A 19,630-nucleotide genomic window follows, 5' to 3' on the forward strand; every position below is an offset into this window, starting at 1 on the left:
CTTCCTGGGTTTCGGGGCGAAGCCGTGAAGGGCAAAGCCGCTGGGCACAACGGTCCGCACCGCGGCCGTATTCCGCGCACGTACCCGTGTGGCTCCCCGGCACACCTACGACGACACTGGTGCCTATGACGGAACCCATGGAGTACACGTACGACGTTGTTGTGGTGGGCGCGGGACCGGTCGGCGAGAACGTCGCCGACCGCGCACGGGCGGGCGGGCTGAGCGCCGCCGTCGTGGAGAGCGAACTGGTGGGCGGCGAGTGCTCCTACTGGGCGTGCATGCCCAGCAAAGCCCTGCTGCGCCCGGTGATCGCCCGCGCCGACGCCCGCCGCGTGCCAGGCCTCGCCCAGTCCGTGCAGGGCCCCCTCGACGCCGCCGCCGTGCTCTCCCACCGCGACTACTTCACCTCGAACTGGAAGGACGACGGCCAGGTCGGCTGGCTGGAGTCCATCGGTGTCACCCTCTACCGCGGCCACGGCCGCCTCGCCGGACCCCGCCGGGTCACGGTCACCGCCGACGACGGCACCCTCACCACCCTGACCGCGCGGCACGCCGTCGCCGTCTGCACCGGCACCCGCGCCGCCCTGCCCGACCTGCCGGGCCTCGCTGACGCGCGACCCTGGACCAGCCGGGAGGCCACCAGCGCCGACCGGGTGCCCGGCCGCCTCGTCGTGGTCGGCGGCGGAGTCGTCGCCACCGAGATGGCCACGGCCTGGCAGGCGCTCGGCTCCCAGGTCACGATGCTGGTACGCGGCGGCGGACTGCTGGAGCGGATGGAGCCCTTCGCCGGCGAGCTGGTCGCGGACGCGCTGCGGGAAGCGGGCGCCGACGTGCGCACCGGCACCTCCGTGCGGGCCGTCGAGCGGCAGGGCGCCACCGTCACCGTCACCCTCGGCGACGGCTTGACCCTGGAGGCCGACGAGATCCTCTTCGCGACCGGCCGCGCCCCGCGCACCGAGGACATCGGCCTGGAGACCGTGGGCCTGGAACCCGGCTCCTGGCTGAGCGTCGACGACACCCTGCGCGTCGAGGGCCACGACTGGCTCTACGCCGTCGGCGACGCCAACCACCGCGCCCTCCTCACCCACCAGGGCAAGTACCAGGCCCGGATCGCGGGCGACGTGATCGCGGCGCGGGCCGCCGGCGTCCCCCTGCTGGAGACGGACCGCTGGGGCGCCCACGTCGCCACCGCCGACACCGCCGCCGTCCCCCAGGTCGTCTTCACGGACCCGGAGGCGGCGAGCGCGGGCCTGACCCTGGCCGAGGCCGAGGCGGCGGGCCACCGCGTGCGCGCCGTCGACTACGACATGGCGAACGTGGCCGGAGCCGGGCTCTACGCCGACGGGTACACCGGCCGCGCCCGCATGATCGTCGACCTCGACCGCGAGGTCCTCCTCGGCGTCACGTTCGTCGGCCCCGGCGTCGGCGAACTCATCCACGCCGCGACGATCGCCGTCGCCGCCGAGGTGCCGATCGACCGGCTGTGGCACGCGGTGCCGTCGTACCCGACGATCAGCGAGGTGTGGCTGCGGCTGCTGGAGACGTACCGCGGTTGAGTACGGGGCGTGATCGAACGTCCCGGTGAGGGATGTGATCGGTGCCTCGTCGGGGTCCGTCGCCTCTCCCAGGTGTCAGCAGCTACGCCGCCGCCCGAGCGGCAGCGCCACGCCACGAGGTGCTGGACACTGCCGCGTCGGCCGGTGGCCATGTCATCGCCTGGCGGCCGACTGGGAGGTGTCCGGTGCGACGGACCCCATGACGCGCCCCGAGCGTCAACACCGGCTACATGATGAGGGACTCCGGCAAGCTCCTGCCCACGTAAGGGCACGACGGTCCGTGGGGCCTGGACGATCCGAACGACGAGAACCGGCTCACGATGGAGGCGTGGGCAGCGCGCGTTCGACCTGGTGACCGGCGCCGACGGTTTGCACTCACATACCCGGGGCGCACTCTTCGGCCCCGAAGCACAGTTCCACCGCTACCTCGGCTACTGCTTCGCCATATTCACCATGCCGAACACCTTCGGGCTCTCCCGCGAGCTCATGATGTGAAACGCCCCGGGGACAGCCGCGGCCCTCTACGCTGTCGGCGCCGACAACGAGCAACGGGTCCAGACTGACGAGGACTTCGTCATCAAGACGGCCATCACCGGACCGTTCAGCCTCAGCCGCTCCGTGACGGGCTACTACGACAGGCGGTCGGTGCCACCGTCATCGGTGGCGCGGGCCAGGCCCGTCTGGTAGGCGATGACGACGAGTTGCGCCCGGTCGCGGGCCTGGAGCTTCGTCATGGCGCGCTGTACGTGGGCGCGGACGGTGAAGGGGCTCAGGAACATCTGCTCGGCGATCTCCTGGTTGGACAGGCCGGTCGCGACCAGAGCCACCATCTCGCGTTCGCGCGGGGTGAGCACGGCGAGCCGTTCGGGATGGCGCGGCGGGGCGTCGTCCGGTGTGGCCAGGAAACTGGCGACCAAGGAGCGGGTCGCGGCGGGGGACAGAAGGGTCTCGCCGTCGGCGATCGTACGCACGGCGTCCAGGAGATCCTCGGCGCCGATGCCCTTGCCGATGAAGCCGCCGGCCCCCGCGCGCAGCGCCTGCGCGACGTACTCGTCGGTCTCGTACGTCGTGAGGATCAGAATGCGACTGGCACGCAGTTCCGGGTCCGCGCAGATTTGTGTCGTGGCGGTGAGACCGTCCACTTCGGGCATACGGATGTCCATGATCACCACGTCCGGGCGCAGTTCCCGGGTGAGCCTCACCGCCTCCCTGCCGTCGGCGGCCTCGCCGACCACGGTGATGTCGTCGGAACTGTCGAGAAGCAGCCGGAAGGCACCGCGCAGCAGGGCCTGATCGTCGGCGAGCAGCACCCGCAGCGTCACGGTGTACCCCCGCTCTCCCGGTCGCCCGTCCGTTCGTCACCTGTCGCTTCGCCGGTCATCCGTCCCTCGGTGGTTGTTGCTCCGTCAGCCCCCCGCGTCAGGTCCTTGACGGGTGGCAGGGGCAGTTGGGTGGAGACGAGGAAGCCGCCCTCGGGGCGCCTGCCCGCGGAGAGGTGCCCCCCGACCGCGGTGGCCCGTTCCCGCATCCCGATCAGACCGAAACCGGGCGCCCGGCCCCCCGCCGTGGACGTAGCCGATCCCGCGGGGGCGGTCGATGTCGTCCGGGCGCCGGCTCCGTCGTCGGCGATGGTGATGGTCACGCGGTCGCGGCTCCAGGCGAGGCGCACCCGGGCGTTGCCCGTACCGGCATGCTTGGCCACGTTGGTCAGGGCCTCCTGGACGATGCGGTACGCGGTGAGGTCAACCCCCGGCGGCAGCGCCCTGACCGTGCCCTTTTGGTCCATCGACACCTCCAGACCAACACCGCGGAACGACGAGAGCAGCGTGGGGAGCCGCGAAAGGCCGGGCGCCGGTTCGGCGGGCTCGGCCGCGTCCCCGGACTGGCGCAGCAGACCTACCGTGGCCCGCAGGTCGTCGAGCGCGTCGCGGGTGGTCTCGACGAGTTCGTGCAGGCTCTTGCGGGTCTGCTCCGGGCGGGTGTCGAAGAGGTGGGCCGCGACCGTGGCCTGCGCGTTGGCCAGGGTGATCTGATGGGCCACGAGGTCGTGCAGTTCCCGGGCGATGCGTACCCGTTCCTCGGCCACTCTGCGGCGCGCCTCGCTGTCCCGGCTCTTCTCGGCCCGCAGGGCCCGCTCCTCGACGGCCGCCAGGTAGGCGCGCCGGTTCTGCACCGAGTGCCCCAGTACGCCGGCCACCAGCGGGAACGCCGCCACCGCTCCTACCCTGCTCGCGTCCTTCCACGAGAGGGCACCGAGCAAGGGGGTCGAGGCGACCAGCAGTGCCACGGAGACGAGCGCCACGGCGCTCGCCGCGCGCCGTTCAGTGCGCGCGGCGAGCGAGTAGGAGTAGGCGGTGATCACGGCGGGGGCCACGATGAGCGGGCTCAGCAGGAGGCCAAGGAACGGAGCCAGTACGCCGCTCGCGGTCGTGACCGCCATGGCGGCCAGGGGCGCCCGGTGCCGCGCCGGCAGCACCGCGCAGGACACCACGGCGATGACATAGGCGGCGGCGGACGGCGGTGACAGCGTGCTGCCGTCGTCCTGCACCACACCGGCGAGCAGGCAGAGCGCGAACGCCGTCGCCGTGATCGCCGCCTCCCGCCACCACGTGCCGTGTGGTGGCCGGCCACCGTCACCCGTGTTCGCCATGGGCGGCTCAGCCCCCGCCGACGGGCAGCCGCCGCCCTGCCGCGTCCAACTCGGCCGCGGGGGCCGGGACGTGCTTGCTCAGTGCCTCACCCTCGATATCCACCTTCGGCAACACGCGGCTCAGGATACGGGGCAGCCACCAGGCCCGGTGGCCGAGCAGCGCCAGGACCGCGGGAGCGATCGCCATCCGGACGACGAAGGCGTCGAAGGCGACGGCGGCGGCCAGACCGACACCCATCGTCTGGATGGTCGGGCTGCTCATCCCGATGAACCCGGCGAACACACTGATCATGATGATCGCCGCCGCGGCCACCACACGTCCGCTGTGCCGGAAACCGCTGACGATCGCCTCGCCGGGGGAGGCGCCATGGGCGTAGGCCTCCCGCATCCGGGTGAGGAGGAAGACCTCGTAATCCATGGCGAGACCGAACACGATGCCGATGATGAGAATCGGCATCAGCGACATGACGGGTCCGGTCTGCTCGATGCCGATGAGGTCCGCCGCCCAGCCCCACTGGAAGACGGCGACGAGGACGCCGAAGGCGGCGCCCACGGACAGCAGGAAACCGAGCGCGGCTTTCACCGGGACCAGCACCGAGCGGAAGACCACCATCAGCAGAAGCACCGCCAGGCCGATGACCACGCTCAGATACGGGAGGAGTGCGTCGGACATGGCTTCGGAGATGTCGATGTTCAGCGCGGTGGTCCCGGTCACCAGGACACCGGCGCCCGTGTCGGACTCGACGCCCCGGACCGCGCCGCGCAGCGCGTGCACCAGGTCCTTGGTCTCGCCGCTGTTCGGCGCGGTCCGCGGCACGGCGGTGAGGACGGCCGTGTCCTCGGCCCGGCTGAGAACCGGATCACCGACCGACGCGACCCCGTCCACCGCCCGTACGGCCCTGGCGACCTGGTCCGTGACGGCCCGGGCGTCCCCGGAGCCGGGGGATGCCGGTGCCGACATGTCCACGACGACGGTCAGCGGGCCGTTGAAGCCGGGACCGAAGCCTTCCGACAGCAGGTCGTAGGCGCGGCGCTGGGTGGTCTCCACCGACTTGGACTCGTCGCCGGGCAGGCCGAGTTCGAGACCCAGTGCCGGCAGGGCCACGGTACCGAGACCGAGCCCGGCGGTCAGTAGCACGGCCACCGGCCGCCGCAGTACGAACCGTGCCCAGCGGGTACCCAGCCCGGGCCGCCGGTCGGCAGAGTGGGGCACCGGGTGCGGGTGATCGCGTCCCGGCCGGGTGGACTTGCGGACGGCGCGGGACAGTACCCGCCGGCCGAAGAAGCCGAACAGCGCGGGGACCAGGGTCAGCGCGACGAGTACGGCAAGGGCCACGGCGCCGGCGCCGCCCAGACCCATCCTGGTCAGTTCGGGGATTCCGACGACCCCGAGCCCCGCCAGGGCGATCAGGACGGTCGCGCCCGCGAAGACGACGGCGGATCCGGCCGTGCCCACCGCCCGGCCCGCGGCCTCCTCCGGTTCGCTGCCCCTGGCGCGCTCGTCGCGGTAGCGGGAGGTGATGAAGAGCGCGTAGTCGATGCCGACGGCGAGGCCCAGCATCAGCGCCAGGATGGCGACGGTGGACGTCAGGCCCAGCGGCACGGCCAGCGCGGAGACCAGGCCGAAGGCGATGGCCACGCCCACGAAGGCAGTCAGCAGCGACAGTCCGGCCGCGACCAGCGAGCCGAGGGCGAGGATCAGCACCACGGCCGCGACCGCGACGCCGATCATCTCTGTCGTACCCCCCAGTTCCTCTTCCGCGTCCAGAGCCGAGCCGCCGATCTCCACGGTGAGCCCCGCGTCCCGGGCCCGGCTCGCGGCGTCCTGAAGGGTGCTCTTCGTCGACTCGGACAGGTCGACGGCGTCCGCGGTGTAGGTGATCGTGGAGTAGGCGATGGTGCCGTCCTTACTGACCGCGCCGGTCTCGTAGGGGTCGGTGGTCGACGCCACCTGGTCGCCCCCGTCCAGTGAGCCGAGCGTGTCCTTGACGGCTACCTTGTTCTGCCTGGCCGTTACCTTCTGTCCGTCCGGGGCCTGGAACACCAAGCGGGCCTCGGCGCCCTGGGAGTTGCTCTGGGGGAAGCGCTCGTCCAGCAGGTCGAACGCTTTCTGCGACTCGGTGCCGGGCATGGCGAGGTCCTCGTCCTCACTGGTCGGCGCCAGGGCCGCGGCGGCCACGGCCACCACCAGGGCACCGAGCCAGAGGCCGCCCACGAGCCGGCGGCGCCGGAAGGCCCACCGTCCGATCCGGTAAAGAACTGTCGTCACCGTTGATCACTCCAGACACCGCTAGGCGAGCCATGCAAGGGAATCGCGTGGGATTCACGCGCCTCCCACCCTCGTCTGCGGCGCTCCGCCGGGCATCGTCCCCGGCCACCGTCGTCCCCTGGTGCACCCGGACCAGCCGTGCCCGTGACCTGGTGCGTACGCACTACGTGCCGGCTCGGGGCGCCGGCGGTGTGCCGGGTGCAGGACCGGGCCCCCTGGTGGTCGGTCAGTGCGGAGCTCTCCGGTCGTAGTCGCGATGGCGCGCCTGGATCGCGGGGGCATGCGCGACGGTCCAGTCATAGAGGTGGGCGATGGGCTTGCGCAGGGATTCGCCCAGGGCGGTCAGCGAGTATTCGACGCCGACCGGCGACGTCGGGAGCACGCGGCACTCGACCATTCCGTTGCGTTCGAGCCTACGAGTCTGGGTGAGGAGATGTGCTGAGGTGATCGCCAGACGTCCTTGCAGGGGCCACGGCAGGACCAGGCCTCGGCTTTCGGCGAGCAGATCGAGCAGATCGCGACGCCTCCTGCCTGCTGGCCAACCGTCTGAACACGCCATTGCCGGGCGGTCCCCGAACTGGACCGTGCGCTGTCGACACCTGTCCGTTCGAACTCCCCGGCGGGCCCGCCACTCATACGGTGTCTGTCCCTCAAGCGGCGGTGGCAGCGCATTCGGTCGGGCTCTGGTCGTAACGTCTGCGGAAGGCGCGGGCGAAGTGACCGCTGTCGGCGAACTGCCAGCGGGCGGCGATTTCCGTGATGGTCATACGCCGGTGAGGTGCGAGGAGCGCGCGGCGCGCCTCCGCGAGGCGGCGCTCTCGGATGTAGGCGCTCAGCGACTGGCCTTCACGGGCGAAAGCTCGTTGGAGAGTGCGGGCGGAGATGTTCAGTCTTCGCGCGAGAGCCGCGGGGGAGAGGCCGGGGTCGGTGAGCCGCCGGTCAGCCAATTCCCGGGCTGCTTGGGCCAATGCCGGCGGCGGGCCGTTGAACGCGGTGCCGGCGGTGGCCGACAAGGAGTTCCTCTTCCGACTCCGCAGCACACCACCGCACGGGGGGGCGTCGTCTTGTTCGATGCGGCGTGGCCGGGCGGTGAGCTGGAGCCGGAGAGTCACCTGGGTGTGGAACTGGAGCCGGGGCGAAGTCGATCGAAGCGGTTGGGGCAGGAGCGTCAGGCCGGTCTCGCAGAGGTGTGCATCCCCTGGTGCGTGGCGTGGGTCTGCCGGCCCGCGACGAGTAAGCTGATCGTTCGTGATCGGACCGGGGAGGCCTGCGTGGACTATGGCGACAAGCTCTTCTGGCTCTCGGTTCTGATTCAACGCAAGTACGCGCAGATCTCCGCAGAGTTCGACCTGACCCCCTCGCAGGCCACGCTGCTCTGCGCAGTCAGGAACGAGCCGCGGCAGATGGCTGACCTCGCCGCGTCGTTGGGTATGACCAAGAACGCACTGAGCCAGCTGGTCGACCGCACCGCGCGGCGCGAGTTGGTCGGCCGGGCAAGCTCGGCGCAGGACCGACGGGTCGTCATGCTCAGTGCGACGCCCACAGGGAAGGTGCTCGCCGAGGCCCTTTACGCCGAGGTCGCCAAGCGCCTGCCCGAGATCGCGAGAAACCTCGACGCCGACGACCAGCGCGACTTCGAACGCGTGGCCACCGCCATCGTGGACACCTCGGACCTCTCTTCGCCCGCCTCGAACCAACCCCCCACACCGTGAGGTCCCGCCCCACCCGCACCTTGACGAAGTTCATGCCGTGAACTAATTTCGTTCACGCCGTGAACTAGTGAAGGGTGGCAGCGATGCGCACACAGACGACCGGCACGATCGCAGTCTTCGGCGCGACGGGGCAACAGGGCGGGGCGGTGGTCGACGCGCTGCTGGACCACAAGGCGCGGGTGCGGGCTCTGGTCCGCAACCCGCAGTCCGACCGGGCTCAGGCGCTGGCCGCCCGCGGTGTCGAGCTGGCGGCCATCCGGGCCGACGACCCGGTGTCGCTGACCGCCGCGCTGGCGGGGGTCGAGGGGTTCTGCTTCATGACCCCGGAGGCGAACAGCCTCGAAGAGGTCGAGGCGGAGATCCGCGTCGGTACCGCACTCGTCGACGCGGCGGCCGAGGCGGGCGTCCCGCACGTCGTGTTCAACTCGGTCTTCGGAGCGGACCGGGAGTCGGGTGTGCCGCACCACGACTCGAAGCACTGGATCGAGGAGCATCTGAGGAAGTCCGGCCTGAGGGCCACGATGGTTCGCGCGACCGCCTTCATGGAGAACTTCGCGGGCGTGATGGCACCGAGCCTGGAACATGGGGAGATCGTGCTGAGGCTGCCGCTGCCCAAGGACGTCGCCCTGAAGATGATCTCGGTCAGGGACATCGGCCGGGTCGCCGCCGCACTCCTGCTCGACGTGGCGGAGGCGCCCGGCGGAGCCGTCGAGCTCGTCGGCGACGAGCTGACAGGCCCCCAGATCGCCGCGGCGTTCGGCGCGCACGCCGGGCTCCCGGCACGGTACGAGATCCTCCCGTTGAGCGTGCTTCCCACCGACCTCGACAAGGCGATGTTCCGCGAGTTCGCGAAGCCGACGGAACACCCTGCGGACCTCGCGGCGGTGCGCTCGATCAATCCGGCCACCCTGGACCTGGTCGAGTGGATCCGAGCTACCGGCTGGACCGCGCCCGCAAATGTGGCTGGCTCCTGAGCCTCCGGCAGCGATGGGCGCTCCGCGATCGGTGCCCACGGTCTCGGCGCTCTGGGTACGGCAACGCATCCTCCAACGGTTGAAGTAGTCCCGAAGCTCCCGGGCACCGGAGTGCTTCCGGTCAGGTGGCCCTTCCGGTGCGATGCAACGCGGGGGATGAGAGTGCCGTCGATCACCGGTCGGGAGCGGTGCGGCGTTCCAGCCGCGGAGAAGCAGGAAGAAAAATGCGTACCCGAGGTACACCAGGATCGCGTGTCGCGAAAGTTGCTGGTGTGCTGGGTGGGCCGTCGATCGTGAGAGTGCGGGCTTGCGGTTGCCGCTGCGGCAGCTTCTACCGTCCTTGACAGGGCCGGAGAAACCGGCCCGGTGACGCGATCGTGAGGGAGAGGGCGATGGACTGGCCTATCGCGGAGGTCGCTCGGATGTCGGGCGTGACCGCCCGGACCTTGCGGCACTACGACGAGGTCGGCCTGCTGCCGCCTGCCCGGATCGGGGCAGGCGGCCACCGCTACTACGAGGAGCGTCAGCTGCTGCGGCTGCAGCAGATTCTCGTACTGCGGGCACTGGGCGTAGGGCTTCCCGAGATCGGCCGGATCCTCGCCGAGCAGGTCGACGAGGTGGGCGCCCTACGCGGCCACCACCGGCGGCTGCTCGCCGAGCGGGACCGGCTCGACGCCCTGGCCGACGCCGTCTCCCGCACCATCGCCGAACTGGAACGCTCCAGAAAGGACGGTAACCCTATGACCATCAACCGACCGGAGAACCTGTTCGAGGGCATCCAGCCCGCCCAGTACCAGGAGAGCCTGCGCGACTTCCCCGAGCACGCCGAGGAAGTCGGCCGCACGGTCGCCGCGATGACCCCGCAGGACATCGAGGCCGGACAGCGCGAGCGCACGACACAGATGATCCTGCTGGCCGATCTGATGGCCGCCGGCCACCCGGCCGACGCCGCGCCCGTGCAGGCCCAGATCGACGCCCAGTACCAGGCCATGACCGGACTGCGGCCTGTCTCCGCCGAGGAGTACCGCGCCGTCGGACGCTCCTGCGTGGACAACAGCGCCTGGCGCGCCGCGTACGAGGCGATCGCACCGGGCCTGGCCGCGTACCAGCGCGACGCCATCGAGGTGTATGCCACGACCCGGCTCAGCTGACTGCTTCCGGGCTGTCCCGGACCCCGTTCATGGCGACGTATCACCTGACCATGATCCACCACGCAAGATCATTTGGAGACGTCGCCGCGAGCGGTCAGCTGATCGGCAGCGTGCTGTTCTTCTGCCGGGAAGCTGTGCCGAGCAATGTACGTGCGACGTCTTCAAAGGTTCCGAGCAGCGGGTTCGGGTCGCCGGCACGCGTGACGAGCACGGGCTCGCAGGGATCGATGTCGATGACGGGCACCAGGGCGATGTCCTCGCGCACAGCAGCGCGTCGATCGGAGGCGGGGAAGATCGCGACACAGTGGCCGGTGGCGATGAGTTCCAGCTTGTCCTCATAGCTGTCGTCGATCGCGGGTGGTGGTGCCGGGCGGTCGTCGACCGGCTTGGGCGTGCTCCAGACAACCGGAGTGCTGACGCAGGCCACCAGGTTCTCGCCCGACAGAGCCCGCAGGCTGACGGCTTTCTCGTTCGCCAGATGATGACTTGACGATGTGCCGAGCACCTGCGGTTCCCGATGAAGCGTGGTCACCCGGAAGCCGTCCGTGGGGAAGGGCAGGGGTTTGTATGCGATGAGGGCATCGCTGACGCCGTGAGATCGGGTGGCGGCCGCCGCGGCTTCCACGGAAGTCTCGTCGTCCCGCCCCAGAGCCTGGCGCAGGTGGCCGCCCGGCCGAGGGACTGCCGGGTCCGACCGGTCGATTGACGGGTCATCAGAATCCGTACGGTCCCTCACCGAACACGCTTGCAGGAGTACCGTGGAAAAGCCGAGGGCACTTCGTATGCCGGCATCCACGCGGGTCTCGTCCTTGGTGAGCAACGGCGTCGGGGACGACGGTCACGTCACTCCGAGGACGGGCCTGCACCATGGCGGTGATGACCTCACCCTCACCGGAACCCGCGGTACGGATCGCACTGCAGCCGTCCACGGGCCGCGGCCCGATCGACGGCGCCTGGTGGCCGCGCTCGCGGGACCTGGTCACCGAACTCCCCACCTTGGTCGGCGTTCTCGACCCGCTGTGGGGCCGCATCACCCGCGTCGCCGTCAATCCGTTGCTCTGGCCCCTCCTCCCGAGCGAGGTGCGCGCCCGGGACCGCGCATTGAAGATCGGCTGGCTCACTCCTGGACTCGACCCGTACAACCTCTTGCTGCTCTCCCAGGGAACCAGGCGTTACGACCTCCTGGTGATCTCTCCCGGTTCGGGCGAGGCGACTGCCGGACGGCTCATGGCCGCTGCCTGCACCCCGGACGGGCCTTATCGGACCGCCAGCGCTCTCATCGCCACCGAAACCACTCGCCATCATGACGACACCGCCGGAGACCGGTCGCAGAGCGCGGCCAAGTCCTGGGAGCACGAGAGCCGCGCGACGCCCGCCCGCCCCGCCGCTCTGAGCGCGGGTCGGTGACCCCTTCACAGATCGCCGGTACCCCGCTGAGCCGGGCGGCGGTACTCCGCCGTTCGCCACGGCGCCCCCGTCCGTCACTCCGGCCGAGCAGCACGACCATCGCGACGGGGGTCGCGGGCGGCTAAGGTAGCGCAGCCGCCGTAACCGCTCCACGCACAAGCAGGCTCACTGAGCCAGAAGACCTCACAAGCACCGCGGAGGGAGCCCGGATGCCCCAGACGTATCTGCGCCGACTCACCCGCTGGCAGGCCGAACAGCAGCGGGAGGTCATCGCCTTGGTGCATGCCGCGGCGTACCGCAGCACCGAGCACCGCGACGAGGGCCGGACGGAGTTTCTGCGAAGCTTCGAACAGGAAGTGCGGCACGACGGTTTCGACATGGTCGTCGCCGACGCGGGCGAACTCATCGGCTGTGCGTACGGGCACCGCCTGGAGCGTAACGAGGTCGGCCGGACGGACGTTCCAGCCGAGCTGACGATGCGGGTCAAGGAATTCCCCGCACCCGGTCAGGTCTTCGTGCTCACCGAACTGCTGGTGCTGCCCGCATTTCGCCGTCAGGGCGTCGCCACCCGCCTCGGCGACCTGCTGCTCTCGCGGCATGACGAGGACCTGGTGATGACCGTCGTCGAGGAGAACAGCCCGTCGGCAGGGATCAGGGAGGTGCTCCGGGCATGGGACTGGAAAGAGCTTCCCGGCGCGGAACCCCTGAGCCCAGCGGTATGGGTGCGCGGCCCTCAGCGGTGAGCGGCATGGACGCTGCTGATCCGGTGACCGAACCTCAGCTCCGTCGGATCTGTCACCGGCCCCTCGACGTCTTCCTTCCCACCGATGGCCTCCACGGCGCGAATCCAGCCACATAGCAGACGAGACGACGTCCCCGCACCTCTTTGGTTGCAACGAATCATCAGGGTGTTTCGCCCACCTACCCTGAAGTGTCGACCCGGCTCCCGTTGGCATTCGGTCCGCATGGACGCCCGCACCTCGGAGAGAAGAGTCGCCGTGACCCCGCCCCCCGCCGCATCGTGCGTCAGGGAGGTCCTGCCGCACGGAGACTGCATGCTGGTCCTTCTGAGCGGCGAGATCGATATCCTGACGGCCCCCGACATCAGCGACCGTCTGGACCGCATCACCTACACCGGTGACGCGGATCTCCTGATCGACCTGCGCGCGGTCGAGTTCATGGACGGCAGCGGAGTACGACTTCTCGTACGCGCTCGCTCCCGCACCGTCAGGCGCGGCGGACGCCTACGCCTGATCTGCACGGGAGCCACACTCCTGCGGTTGCTCAACCATCCGCAATTGAACTTGAAGTTCGACATTTTGGGTGATCTCCCCGTGCCGGTGCCTCCGGAGGCACCGGCCTAACCGGCTGGATCCGGCCTCGTCCCGTCGTTGAAGGCCGATTACGCTGGGCAAGCGGCCCCAGACCCTGGTCGACCGTGCGCCTCCTGCCTGCCGGGCTTCCCGCACCCGGTACCTCGCGGTCGAGGCAACCCGGTCTGTGGTCCCACGGGGGATGAGACCACAGACCGGGTTCATGGCCGCTCCGTCGCGCTCCCAGGGAAAACACTCGCGAGGCACACGCGATATCTGCCACCGCAGAGCCCTCAGCGCTTGAGCAGGCAGGGCTGCGGGCCGCGCAAAGCGAGAACCCGCTGCCGGCCGTGGCTCGGCACGGCGGGCCGAGGCCGGTGCGCGCCAGGAACCACAGCCCTTCCCGAAGTGGCCCGGTGAAGCCCGCTGCTACGACGCTGCGGACTTCAGTCGAGGATGCGGTGGGTCAGGACGTATTCGGCGATCTGCCGAAGCGGTTGGGCGCGACGGAAGGCGCGGGCGCGCATGCGGGCCAGTGCGTCGTCCGGGGGTAAGTGGTATTTCTCGGCGAGGATGCCCGCGGCCAGGTGGACGCTGGGCGGGTAGCCCTGCGGCCCGGGCCGGGTGGGGCGGTGCCGGGCGGTGAGCGGATGGGGGTGCTCGTCGAGGGCGAGCAGGGCCAGAATGCGGGCGTAGGCGTGCGCGACGGATCTCTGGCGTTCGGTGAGGAGACCGGGCGCGGTGCGGTAGATGTCCAGGGCGCCGATGCGCAGGTCGCCGACGGTCAGGGGCAGGGCGGTCGCGGAGCGCACCTGTTGGTCCGCGGCGGCCTGGGAGAAGGCGGGCCAGCGGTCGTAGGCCCGATGCAGGTCCGCTACTTCGATGAGGGCGCGCTGTACGAAGGCGTCGGTGCAGGGCCCTTCCCCGGTGGTGAGCTGGGCGTCCTCCAGACGCCGGGCTCGCTCGTCGCTGGCGTAACCCAGCAGGCGCAGTTCTCCGGTGGCGACCAGAGCCACGCCGAGGCAGTCGGCTGCCACGTCCTGTGCGCAGGCCGCGGAGGCCACCGCGAGGGTGATACCGCCGTCGGCGGCGCCGATCCGGCGCCAGGCAGCGGCGTGGTCGTCGTCCATCAGGTGTCCCTACGAGGCGATGCGGGGCGAAGCGCGGGGATCGGCCGGTCAGGGGCGTCGTATGGCGTTGGTGTCCAGATCGCCGTCGACGAGTTCGCGGCACAGCCGGGTCAGGCCGAGCCGATGAGCGCGGGCGTGCCGCCGTACGGCGTCGAAGGCCACGTCGACGTCGGTGTTCCAGCGTTCGGCGAGGATGCCCTTGGCCTGCTCGATGACGATGCGGCTGGTCAGAGCCGCGTGCATCTGGGCGCGCTGCTGGTTTGCGTGGGCGACGGTGCGGTGCTGCAGGATGGCGATCGTCGCCACATCCGCCAGTGCCTGCGCCACCCGCGCATCGGCGGCGGACAGATCCTGCGGGCGGGCGTCGAAAAGGTTCAGCGCGCCGATGACCTCCTCGCGCAGACGCATCGGCAGCGCGTGCGTCACAGTGAAGCCGGCCTGGCGCGCCCGAGCAGCGAAGACCGGGAAGGGGCCGGTCTGGACCGGTGAGGTGAGGTCGATGTTCAGCCGCACCGTCCCACTGCGGTGACATGCGACGCAGGGTCCCTCGTCGTGCTGGATGGCGAACAGTTCCAGCAGTCGGGTGTGTTCGTCGGAGGCGGCGATCAGCTGCAGACTGCCTCCCGGGTCTTCGAGCATGACACCGACCGCCGACACATCGAGCAGCTCGGTGCAGCGATCGCACAGCGTGTGCAGGAAGTCGATCAGGTCGAAGTCGTCGACGAGCGTGTCGACCGCATCGATGACGGCCGCCAGCAGGCGTTCTTCTCGAGTCATGGCCATTCAGTCCCTCCGCCGGCCCAGCCGCCCGGCTCGTCTCCATCATCCTGGCGAAAATGCACCCGCCGGGCCACCACGTCCTCGGCGACCTCGATCACCGGCCGGTCGTGGCGAAACGCATGCGCGCGCAGCCTGATCAGTGCCTCTGCCAAGGTCACGTCCGCCTGCACACTGATCATCCCGGCGGCCTGATGCACGGCGGCGCGGTAGAAGTACGAGTCGTCGTCCGCGGCGGCGAAGGCCTCCCACCCTCCACTGTCCTGCATCAGCACGGCGGTCAGGGCCCGCGCGACGAGCCACGCGTCGGCGAGCGAGGACTCCTCCAGCGGTCCGGTCCGGGCCCGCTGCAGTGTCATGGTGCCCAGGCAGACGCTGCCCGCCCGCAACGGAACAGTGAACACCGCGCCGATGCCCAGCGCGAGAGCCTCGGACAGCAGGACCGGCCACCGATCACCGGGTTCGCGCGCCAGATCGGGCACCGTGACGGCCTCGCCCGAGGCGGCCGCCTCGGGACCCGGCCCCAGCCCCAGCGTGAACTGCACATCCTCCAGCTGCGTACTGGCGCCCGGGGTGGCCCACAACAACTCGTTGAACACATTGCCGATGGTCACGGAGACCGCCACACCGTCGACACCGAGCGCACGAGCACACTGACCCGCGTCGGCACCGACCAGCCCCCCACTGCCGGGCGCCGGGCGCAGGCTCCCCAGTACAGCGGCAAGATCGCTTGTCGGAGCCACGCCCTTCACCTCCCCGCCCGGCCGAACCCAGGTGGGCGCGGTCCTCCAAGCCTACGGCGCACAAGCCCCCGGCCGCAGGGCACCTGGAGGTACGGTGGAAGCGCAGGCTGCCCGCACGCGCACAGACGGTCACGTCTCGTACGGCAACCCCTGACATTGGCTTCCGATCATGGGCAGCATCGGCGGTGAGTGCCAAGATCGGATCACAGCCATGTGCATGCTCCCCGGCGCGTTCTGTCTCGCGCCCTCCGTCTGCCCCACGTGACAGCCCCGCGAGCGGAGGTTGTCGAGCTCGCCGCTCTGCACTTGGACTGCCCCGACCCCTCAGGCAGCCTCGTCCGGGCATGCCGTGTTGCGTTGACGCTGGACTGCTCGGTGGGTCTGACGCTGGCCGTGGATGCCGCGCTGGCGCAGCGTGTCTCGCTGGCCGCCGACGGACCGCTCGCCGCCCGAGGCGAGGCCCTGCAGATCAACCTGGGCGAAGGCCCCTGCGTCGAAGCGCTCCACCGCGTAGAACCGGTGCTGGTCACCGACCTCGACGACGCGGCCATGACCAACGGCTGGCCCGTATACGCCAAAGAAGCCCGTGCGCACGGCATCCGCGCCGCTTTCGCGTTCCCCGTCGCCGGGCCACGCCATGACATCCCCCAGCCCGGACTCGTCCTTTCGCTCTACCGCGACCAGCCCGGCCCCCTCCCGGATCAGGACCTGGACACCACCCGCACACACGCCAAAGCCGCCGAACTTCTGTTCCTCTCCGTCCCCGCCCCCGCTCAGGACGATGCCGCCGACGCCTGGCTTCTGCCTACCGACGCTGTCGTCCACCAGGCCACCGGCATGCTCAGTCAGCGCCACAACCTCACCCCGAGCCAGGCGCTGGCGCTGCTGCGCGCCCACGCCCACACCCACAACAGCGACCTGTCCGACCTCGCCCACGCTGTCGTCCACAACGGACTGCACCTGCCCGAACCACCCCCATGAGTACGGGCCGGGAACTGGCCGGCCGCTGCCGTCGGGCGCGGTGCGCCACAGACTCGCGTGCTGCTGTACACCGGCCAGGGCTTGGTCATTGGAGGAGGGGACCTGAAGCTCGTCGCCGGCCGGGGCCGGGCACGCAGCGCCCGCGCGAACCCGGCGCGCGGGTCCGTCCGCCGGCGATCAGCTCGATCCACTCCGGCCGGCAGATCGGGACGGCGATCCCGGCGGCCGGTGTCGCAGGAGATCACCGACACCAGAGCGCGCCGCCCGCCGGCTTCCGCTCGCCGAACGCCGGGGCGGGTGCCGGTAGCCGTGGTTCTCGCCCACCCCCGGCGCGCCGGATCCCGTCGGCGGCGTTCCTTGTCCGATGCCCCGGTCACCGCTGCCGGCTTTCGGTCGAGGGCGGCCAACTCCTAGTGCTGCTGCGGCTTCTGGGGCGTCGACTCGCTCGGGCGGACGACCACGAAGCCCTCGCCCTCCAGCATCAGCTGCACCGCCTCACCGGAACCGCCGCGGATCATCGAGCCGATGGACTGCGAGCGGTGCAGCGACGTGCGCAGGCCGGCGCTCCAGCCGACCACCGCGTCGGTGTCCACGTACACCGGCTGCTGCGGGGAGACCGGCAGCACGAGCGGGTTGCCCTCGCAGACCAGGCCGAGCCTGCCGTGGCCGGTGAAGACACTGTTGAACAGGCCGCCGCCGGTCATCCCGGCACCCTTCACCGTCTTGATGTCGTAGGACAGCGTGGCGTCGAAGCACAGGACGTTGCGGCCGTTGACCGTGAACACGTCGCCGGGCTCGATGTCGACCACGAAGACGTTCTGCGCCTCCTGCGCGAACCAGGCTTCCCCCTTGCCCTGCACCTTCATCAGGGCCAGACCCTCACCGGTGACGGCCCGCTTCAGCATGCCGCCGACGCCCTGGCCCTTCTTCTCGAACTGCAGATTCCCCCGATAGGCGATCATCGCCCCCTGCCGTGCCAGCATCTCGCCGTCGACCACATACCGGATCGACTTGGCGTTCTGGACGGACATCCCCGGTGCGACCGCGGCCTGCACCATGTACTCCTGCGCGAAAAGATCACCCTTCATGGGGGCATCGTCGCCCGGAGGGATCCGTTCCGACAAGCCTTGGACGGCTTTGGTCGGCTTTCACCGACACCAGTGTCACCGACGCGGGTGTCACCGGCGTCGGGGGCCGCTCCGTCGTGTGCCGTCCTGCCGTACCGCCTTCAGGATCACGAACTTCGGGTCACTGGCGACGAGTTCGCTGTTGCCGAAGAGGCGGCGCAGCTTCAGGTGGTAGCCGAGGTGCCGGTTGCCGACGACCCACAGTTCGCCGCCCGGCCGCAGCGCCGCGTGGGCCTGCGTGAACATGCGCCACGCCGTCGCGTCCGTGGTCGCCTGGTGCGAGTGGAAGGGCGGGTTGTTGAGGACCAGGTCGACGGTGGCGGCGGGCACGTCCGCGAGGCCGTCGCCGACCTGGAAGACGGCCTTGCCCGGCCGGTCGCCGCGGTTCTGCGCGTACGTCGCCTCGGCCGAGGCCACCGCCTGGTACGACTCGTCGGTGAAGAGGATCTCCGCCTCGGGGTCGGCGAGCGCGGCGCTCGTGCCCACGACTCCGTTGCCGCAGCCCAGGTCGGCGATGCGGGCGGCACCGGTGTGCCGCGGCAGGTGCCCCAGGAGGAACCGCGTACCGATGTCCAGCCGCTCGGCGCAGAACACCCCGGCGTGGTTGACGACCGTGCGTCCCGACATCGGGCCGATGCCGTCGGGGAGCGCGTACCGCACCGGCCAGGGGTTGCGGCCGGGCGACAGCGACAGGTCCGGGGTGCTGAGGACGAGCCGCGCCTTCTTCTCGGCCAGCGAGGTGCGGGTGGGGCCGATGAGGCGCTCGAAGAGGTTCAGGGTCGAGGTGTGGATCTCCTTGACCATGCCGGTACCGACGACCACGGTCCCCTCGTGCAGGGCGGGCCGCAGCCGGTGCAACTGGTCCTCCAGGAGCGCGAGGCTCTTCGGCACGCGGACCAGCAGGACGTCGATGCGGTCCGGCGGGGTGTCCCGCGTGGTGAGGAGGGTGGCGGCCGAGCCGGGGGCGCCCGTGCGCGCGAGGTTCTCGCCGGTCGCCCGCTGCCCGAGCCAGGAGTCCGAGATCAGCGTGGGCGCGCAGCCGTCGACCCCGGTCAGCGCGGTGCCCAGGGCGCCCCAGCGGTCGCCGACCACGACGACGGCGCCGGACAGGTCGGTGCCGGTCTCGGCCAGGTGCCGCAGCAGATAGGCGTCCGCGGCGTCCCAGGCGCGGAGCTGGTCGCGGGGGTCCGCCGGGAAACGGGTGAGGTCGACGGCGCCCCAGGGGGTGGTCAGGCGGTGGGCGGCCGGGTCGGGCTGATCGGTGCGGTTCATCGTCCGACCAGGCTAGCGGAGCCCCAGCTCAGAGTGGTGCGGCCGGGCATCGTGCCCGGCCGCACCCATGCGCCGCCCTGCCGCCTCCCGGGCGCCGGGCGGGCCCGGCGGCGCACCTCTCCGGGCTGCCCGGACACCCCCGGCTCAGCCCTCCGGGAACTCCCCCGCCAGCGCCGCGGCCATCCGCAGGTGCGGTGTCGCCTCGGCGTCGCGGCCCTGGCGCTCCAGCGTCCGCCCGAGCATCAGCCGCGCGTACCCCTCGACCGGGTCGCGGTCGACGATGATGCGCAACTGGGCCTCGGCGCGCCGCAGTTGTGCCGAGTGGTAGTAAGAACGGGCGAGCAGCAGACGCGGTCCGACCTGCTCCGGGACCTCCTCGACGAGGCCGCCCAGGATGCCGGCCGCGGTCGTGAACTCCTTGGCGTCGAAGAACTGCCGCGCCCGCTCCCAGCGCTCCGCGGCCGTGCCGTGCGTGTAGTACTTCTGCTCCACGGTTGCCTCCTTCGCGGCCGTCAACGGAACCGGGCACCCGGCATATTCCCGGGGCCTGGCTCCGCCGGTCGCGGCG

20 protein-coding genes and 1 pseudogene are annotated in these 19,630 nt (G+C 70.7%); 9 read left to right on the forward strand and 12 right to left on the reverse strand.

The window, feature by feature from the left end; genetic code table 11:
* Positions 1–125: 125 nt before the first annotated feature.
* The gene (locus ABZY33_RS08050; protein WP_356490654.1) at positions 126–1,556 is read left to right on the forward strand and encodes an NAD(P)/FAD-dependent oxidoreductase; all 1,431 of its coding nucleotides are present in this window, start codon (positions 126–128) and stop codon (positions 1,554–1,556) included.
* A 336-nt stretch (positions 1,557–1,892) separates the two neighbouring features.
* Positions 1,893–2,048, forward strand: a pseudogene (locus ABZY33_RS08055) (FAD-dependent oxidoreductase); the annotation flags it as partial.
* Positions 2,049–2,185: 137 nt separating this feature from the next.
* On the opposite strand, the gene ABZY33_RS08060 reads toward ABZY33_RS08055, so the two are convergent.
* The 5 genes from ABZY33_RS08060 to ABZY33_RS08080 all read right to left on the reverse strand — a co-directional run bounded on the left by ABZY33_RS08060 (position 2,186) and on the right by ABZY33_RS08080 (position 7,488).
* Positions 2,186–2,878, reverse strand: coding sequence for a response regulator transcription factor (locus ABZY33_RS08060; RefSeq protein WP_356490655.1), 693 nt, complete (start codon positions 2,876–2,878; stop codon positions 2,186–2,188).
* Entirely contained in the window at positions 2,875–4,206 is a 1,332-nt protein-coding gene (locus ABZY33_RS08065; protein ID WP_356490656.1) for a histidine kinase, read from the reverse strand. Before ABZY33_RS08065 ends, ABZY33_RS08060 begins: the two co-directional genes overlap by 4 nt.
* A gap of 7 nt (positions 4,207–4,213) precedes the next feature.
* Positions 4,214–6,475, reverse strand: coding sequence for an MMPL family transporter (locus ABZY33_RS08070; protein WP_356490657.1), 2,262 nt, complete (start codon positions 6,473–6,475; stop codon positions 4,214–4,216).
* A 226-nt stretch (positions 6,476–6,701) separates the two neighbouring features.
* Positions 6,702–7,034: a helix-turn-helix domain-containing protein gene (locus ABZY33_RS08075; protein WP_356490658.1), complete on the reverse strand. Its 333-nt coding sequence runs from the start codon at positions 7,032–7,034 to the stop codon at positions 6,702–6,704.
* 91 nt (positions 7,035–7,125) lie between these two features.
* Complete coding sequence (locus ABZY33_RS08080) at positions 7,126–7,488, reverse strand: helix-turn-helix domain-containing protein (RefSeq protein WP_356490659.1); 363 nt, start codon at positions 7,486–7,488, stop codon at positions 7,126–7,128.
* A 258-nt stretch (positions 7,489–7,746) separates the two neighbouring features.
* On the opposite strand from ABZY33_RS08080, the gene ABZY33_RS08085 reads away from it, so the two are divergent.
* The 3 genes from ABZY33_RS08085 to ABZY33_RS08095 all read left to right on the forward strand — a co-directional run bounded on the left by ABZY33_RS08085 (position 7,747) and on the right by ABZY33_RS08095 (position 10,312).
* The gene (locus tag ABZY33_RS08085; protein ID WP_356490660.1) at positions 7,747–8,187 is read left to right on the forward strand and encodes a MarR family transcriptional regulator; all 441 of its coding nucleotides are present in this window, start codon (positions 7,747–7,749) and stop codon (positions 8,185–8,187) included.
* Between the two features lie 83 nt (positions 8,188–8,270).
* Positions 8,271–9,161, forward strand: coding sequence for an NmrA/HSCARG family protein (locus tag ABZY33_RS08090; protein ID WP_356490661.1), 891 nt, complete (start codon positions 8,271–8,273; stop codon positions 9,159–9,161).
* Positions 9,162–9,553: 392 nt separating this feature from the next.
* Positions 9,554–10,312 carry a MerR family transcriptional regulator gene (locus tag ABZY33_RS08095; protein WP_356490662.1) on the forward strand — a complete coding sequence of 253 codons (759 nt, stop codon included), beginning with the start codon at positions 9,554–9,556 and terminating at the stop codon, positions 10,310–10,312.
* Between the two features lie 94 nt (positions 10,313–10,406).
* On the opposite strand, the gene ABZY33_RS08100 is transcribed toward ABZY33_RS08095, so the two are convergent.
* Positions 10,407–10,937, reverse strand: a complete 531-nt coding sequence (locus ABZY33_RS08100) for a LysR family transcriptional regulator substrate-binding protein (protein ID WP_356490663.1) — start codon at positions 10,935–10,937, stop codon at positions 10,407–10,409.
* 251 nt (positions 10,938–11,188) lie between these two features.
* Here ABZY33_RS08100 and ABZY33_RS08105 point away from each other — a divergent pair, with 251 nt between their 5' ends.
* The 3 genes from ABZY33_RS08105 to ABZY33_RS08115 all read left to right on the forward strand — a co-directional run bounded on the left by ABZY33_RS08105 (position 11,189) and on the right by ABZY33_RS08115 (position 13,083).
* A complete protein-coding gene (locus ABZY33_RS08105; protein WP_356490664.1) occupies positions 11,189–11,719 on the forward strand; it encodes a DUF5994 family protein in 531 nt (176 codons plus the stop codon).
* 209 nt (positions 11,720–11,928) lie between these two features.
* Complete coding sequence (locus ABZY33_RS08110; RefSeq protein ID WP_356490665.1) at positions 11,929–12,462, forward strand: GNAT family N-acetyltransferase; 534 nt, start codon at positions 11,929–11,931, stop codon at positions 12,460–12,462.
* 312 nt (positions 12,463–12,774) lie between these two features.
* The gene (locus ABZY33_RS08115) at positions 12,775–13,083 is read left to right on the forward strand and encodes an STAS domain-containing protein (RefSeq protein WP_356490666.1); all 309 of its coding nucleotides are present in this window, start codon (positions 12,775–12,777) and stop codon (positions 13,081–13,083) included.
* Between the two features lie 395 nt (positions 13,084–13,478).
* On the opposite strand, the gene ABZY33_RS08120 is transcribed toward ABZY33_RS08115, so the two are convergent.
* Genes ABZY33_RS08120 through ABZY33_RS08130 form a run of 3 tightly spaced genes read right to left on the reverse strand, consistent with a single transcriptional unit; the run spans position 13,479 to position 15,691 of the window.
* Positions 13,479–14,162: a GAF domain-containing protein gene (locus ABZY33_RS08120; protein ID WP_356490667.1), complete on the reverse strand. Its 684-nt coding sequence runs from the start codon at positions 14,160–14,162 to the stop codon at positions 13,479–13,481.
* Positions 14,163–14,210: 48 nt separating this feature from the next.
* A complete protein-coding gene (locus ABZY33_RS08125; protein WP_356490668.1) occupies positions 14,211–14,939 on the reverse strand; it encodes a GAF and ANTAR domain-containing protein in 729 nt (242 codons plus the stop codon).
* Positions 14,936–15,691, reverse strand: a complete 756-nt coding sequence (locus ABZY33_RS08130) for a GAF and ANTAR domain-containing protein (protein ID WP_356490669.1) — start codon at positions 15,689–15,691, stop codon at positions 14,936–14,938. The genes ABZY33_RS08125 and ABZY33_RS08130 overlap by 4 nt, the downstream gene beginning before the upstream one ends.
* Positions 15,692–15,943: 252 nt before the next feature.
* Here ABZY33_RS08130 and ABZY33_RS08135 point away from each other — a divergent pair, with 252 nt between their 5' ends.
* A complete protein-coding gene (locus ABZY33_RS08135) occupies positions 15,944–16,663 on the forward strand; it encodes a GAF and ANTAR domain-containing protein (RefSeq protein WP_356490670.1) in 720 nt (239 codons plus the stop codon).
* A gap of 410 nt (positions 16,664–17,073) precedes the next feature.
* Here the strand turns inward: ABZY33_RS08135 and ABZY33_RS08140 are convergent, their stop codons facing one another.
* From ABZY33_RS08140 to ABZY33_RS08150, 3 genes are all read right to left on the reverse strand, one after another.
* A complete protein-coding gene (locus tag ABZY33_RS08140; RefSeq protein WP_356490671.1) occupies positions 17,074–17,751 on the reverse strand; it encodes an AIM24 family protein in 678 nt (225 codons plus the stop codon).
* A 90-nt stretch (positions 17,752–17,841) separates the two neighbouring features.
* Complete coding sequence (locus ABZY33_RS08145; RefSeq protein WP_356490672.1) at positions 17,842–19,062, reverse strand: methyltransferase; 1,221 nt, start codon at positions 19,060–19,062, stop codon at positions 17,842–17,844.
* 144 nt (positions 19,063–19,206) lie between these two features.
* Complete coding sequence (locus ABZY33_RS08150; protein WP_356490673.1) at positions 19,207–19,554, reverse strand: tetratricopeptide repeat protein; 348 nt, start codon at positions 19,552–19,554, stop codon at positions 19,207–19,209.
* Positions 19,555–19,630: the final 76 nt, after the last annotated feature.

The organism is Streptomyces sp. NPDC006552 (assembly GCF_040611655.1).
Taxonomy (GTDB): Bacteria; Actinomycetota; Actinomycetes; order Streptomycetales; family Streptomycetaceae; genus Streptomyces.

Excerpts from the sequence above, each read along its gene's own strand:
- ABZY33_RS08075 (WP_356490658.1), bottom strand. The coding sequence starts at position 7,034 with ATGGCGTGTTCAGACGGTTGGCCAGCAGGCAGGAGGCGTCGCGATCTG.
- ABZY33_RS08125 (WP_356490668.1), bottom strand. The coding sequence starts at position 14,939 with ATGACTCGAGAAGAACGCCTGCTGGCGGCCGTCATCGATGCGGTCGAC.
- ABZY33_RS08065 (WP_356490656.1), bottom strand. The coding sequence starts at position 4,206 with ATGGCGAACACGGGTGACGGTGGCCGGCCACCACACGGCACGTGGTGG.
- ABZY33_RS08095 (WP_356490662.1), top strand. The coding sequence starts at position 9,554 with ATGGACTGGCCTATCGCGGAGGTCGCTCGGATGTCGGGCGTGACCGCC.
- ABZY33_RS08105 (WP_356490664.1), top strand. The coding sequence starts at position 11,189 with ATGACCTCACCCTCACCGGAACCCGCGGTACGGATCGCACTGCAGCCG.
- ABZY33_RS08115 (WP_356490666.1), top strand. The coding sequence starts at position 12,775 with ATGCTGGTCCTTCTGAGCGGCGAGATCGATATCCTGACGGCCCCCGAC.
- ABZY33_RS08145 (WP_356490672.1), bottom strand. The coding sequence starts at position 19,062 with ATGAACCGCACCGATCAGCCCGACCCGGCCGCCCACCGCCTGACCACC.
- ABZY33_RS08050 (WP_356490654.1), top strand. The coding sequence starts at position 126 with ATGACGGAACCCATGGAGTACACGTACGACGTTGTTGTGGTGGGCGCG.
- ABZY33_RS08140 (WP_356490671.1), bottom strand. The coding sequence starts at position 17,751 with ATGAAGGGTGATCTTTTCGCGCAGGAGTACATGGTGCAGGCCGCGGTC.
- ABZY33_RS08090 (WP_356490661.1), top strand. The coding sequence starts at position 8,271 with ATGCGCACACAGACGACCGGCACGATCGCAGTCTTCGGCGCGACGGGG.
- ABZY33_RS08120 (WP_356490667.1), bottom strand. The coding sequence starts at position 14,162 with ATGGACGACGACCACGCCGCTGCCTGGCGCCGGATCGGCGCCGCCGAC.
- ABZY33_RS08110 (WP_356490665.1), top strand. The coding sequence starts at position 11,929 with ATGCCCCAGACGTATCTGCGCCGACTCACCCGCTGGCAGGCCGAACAG.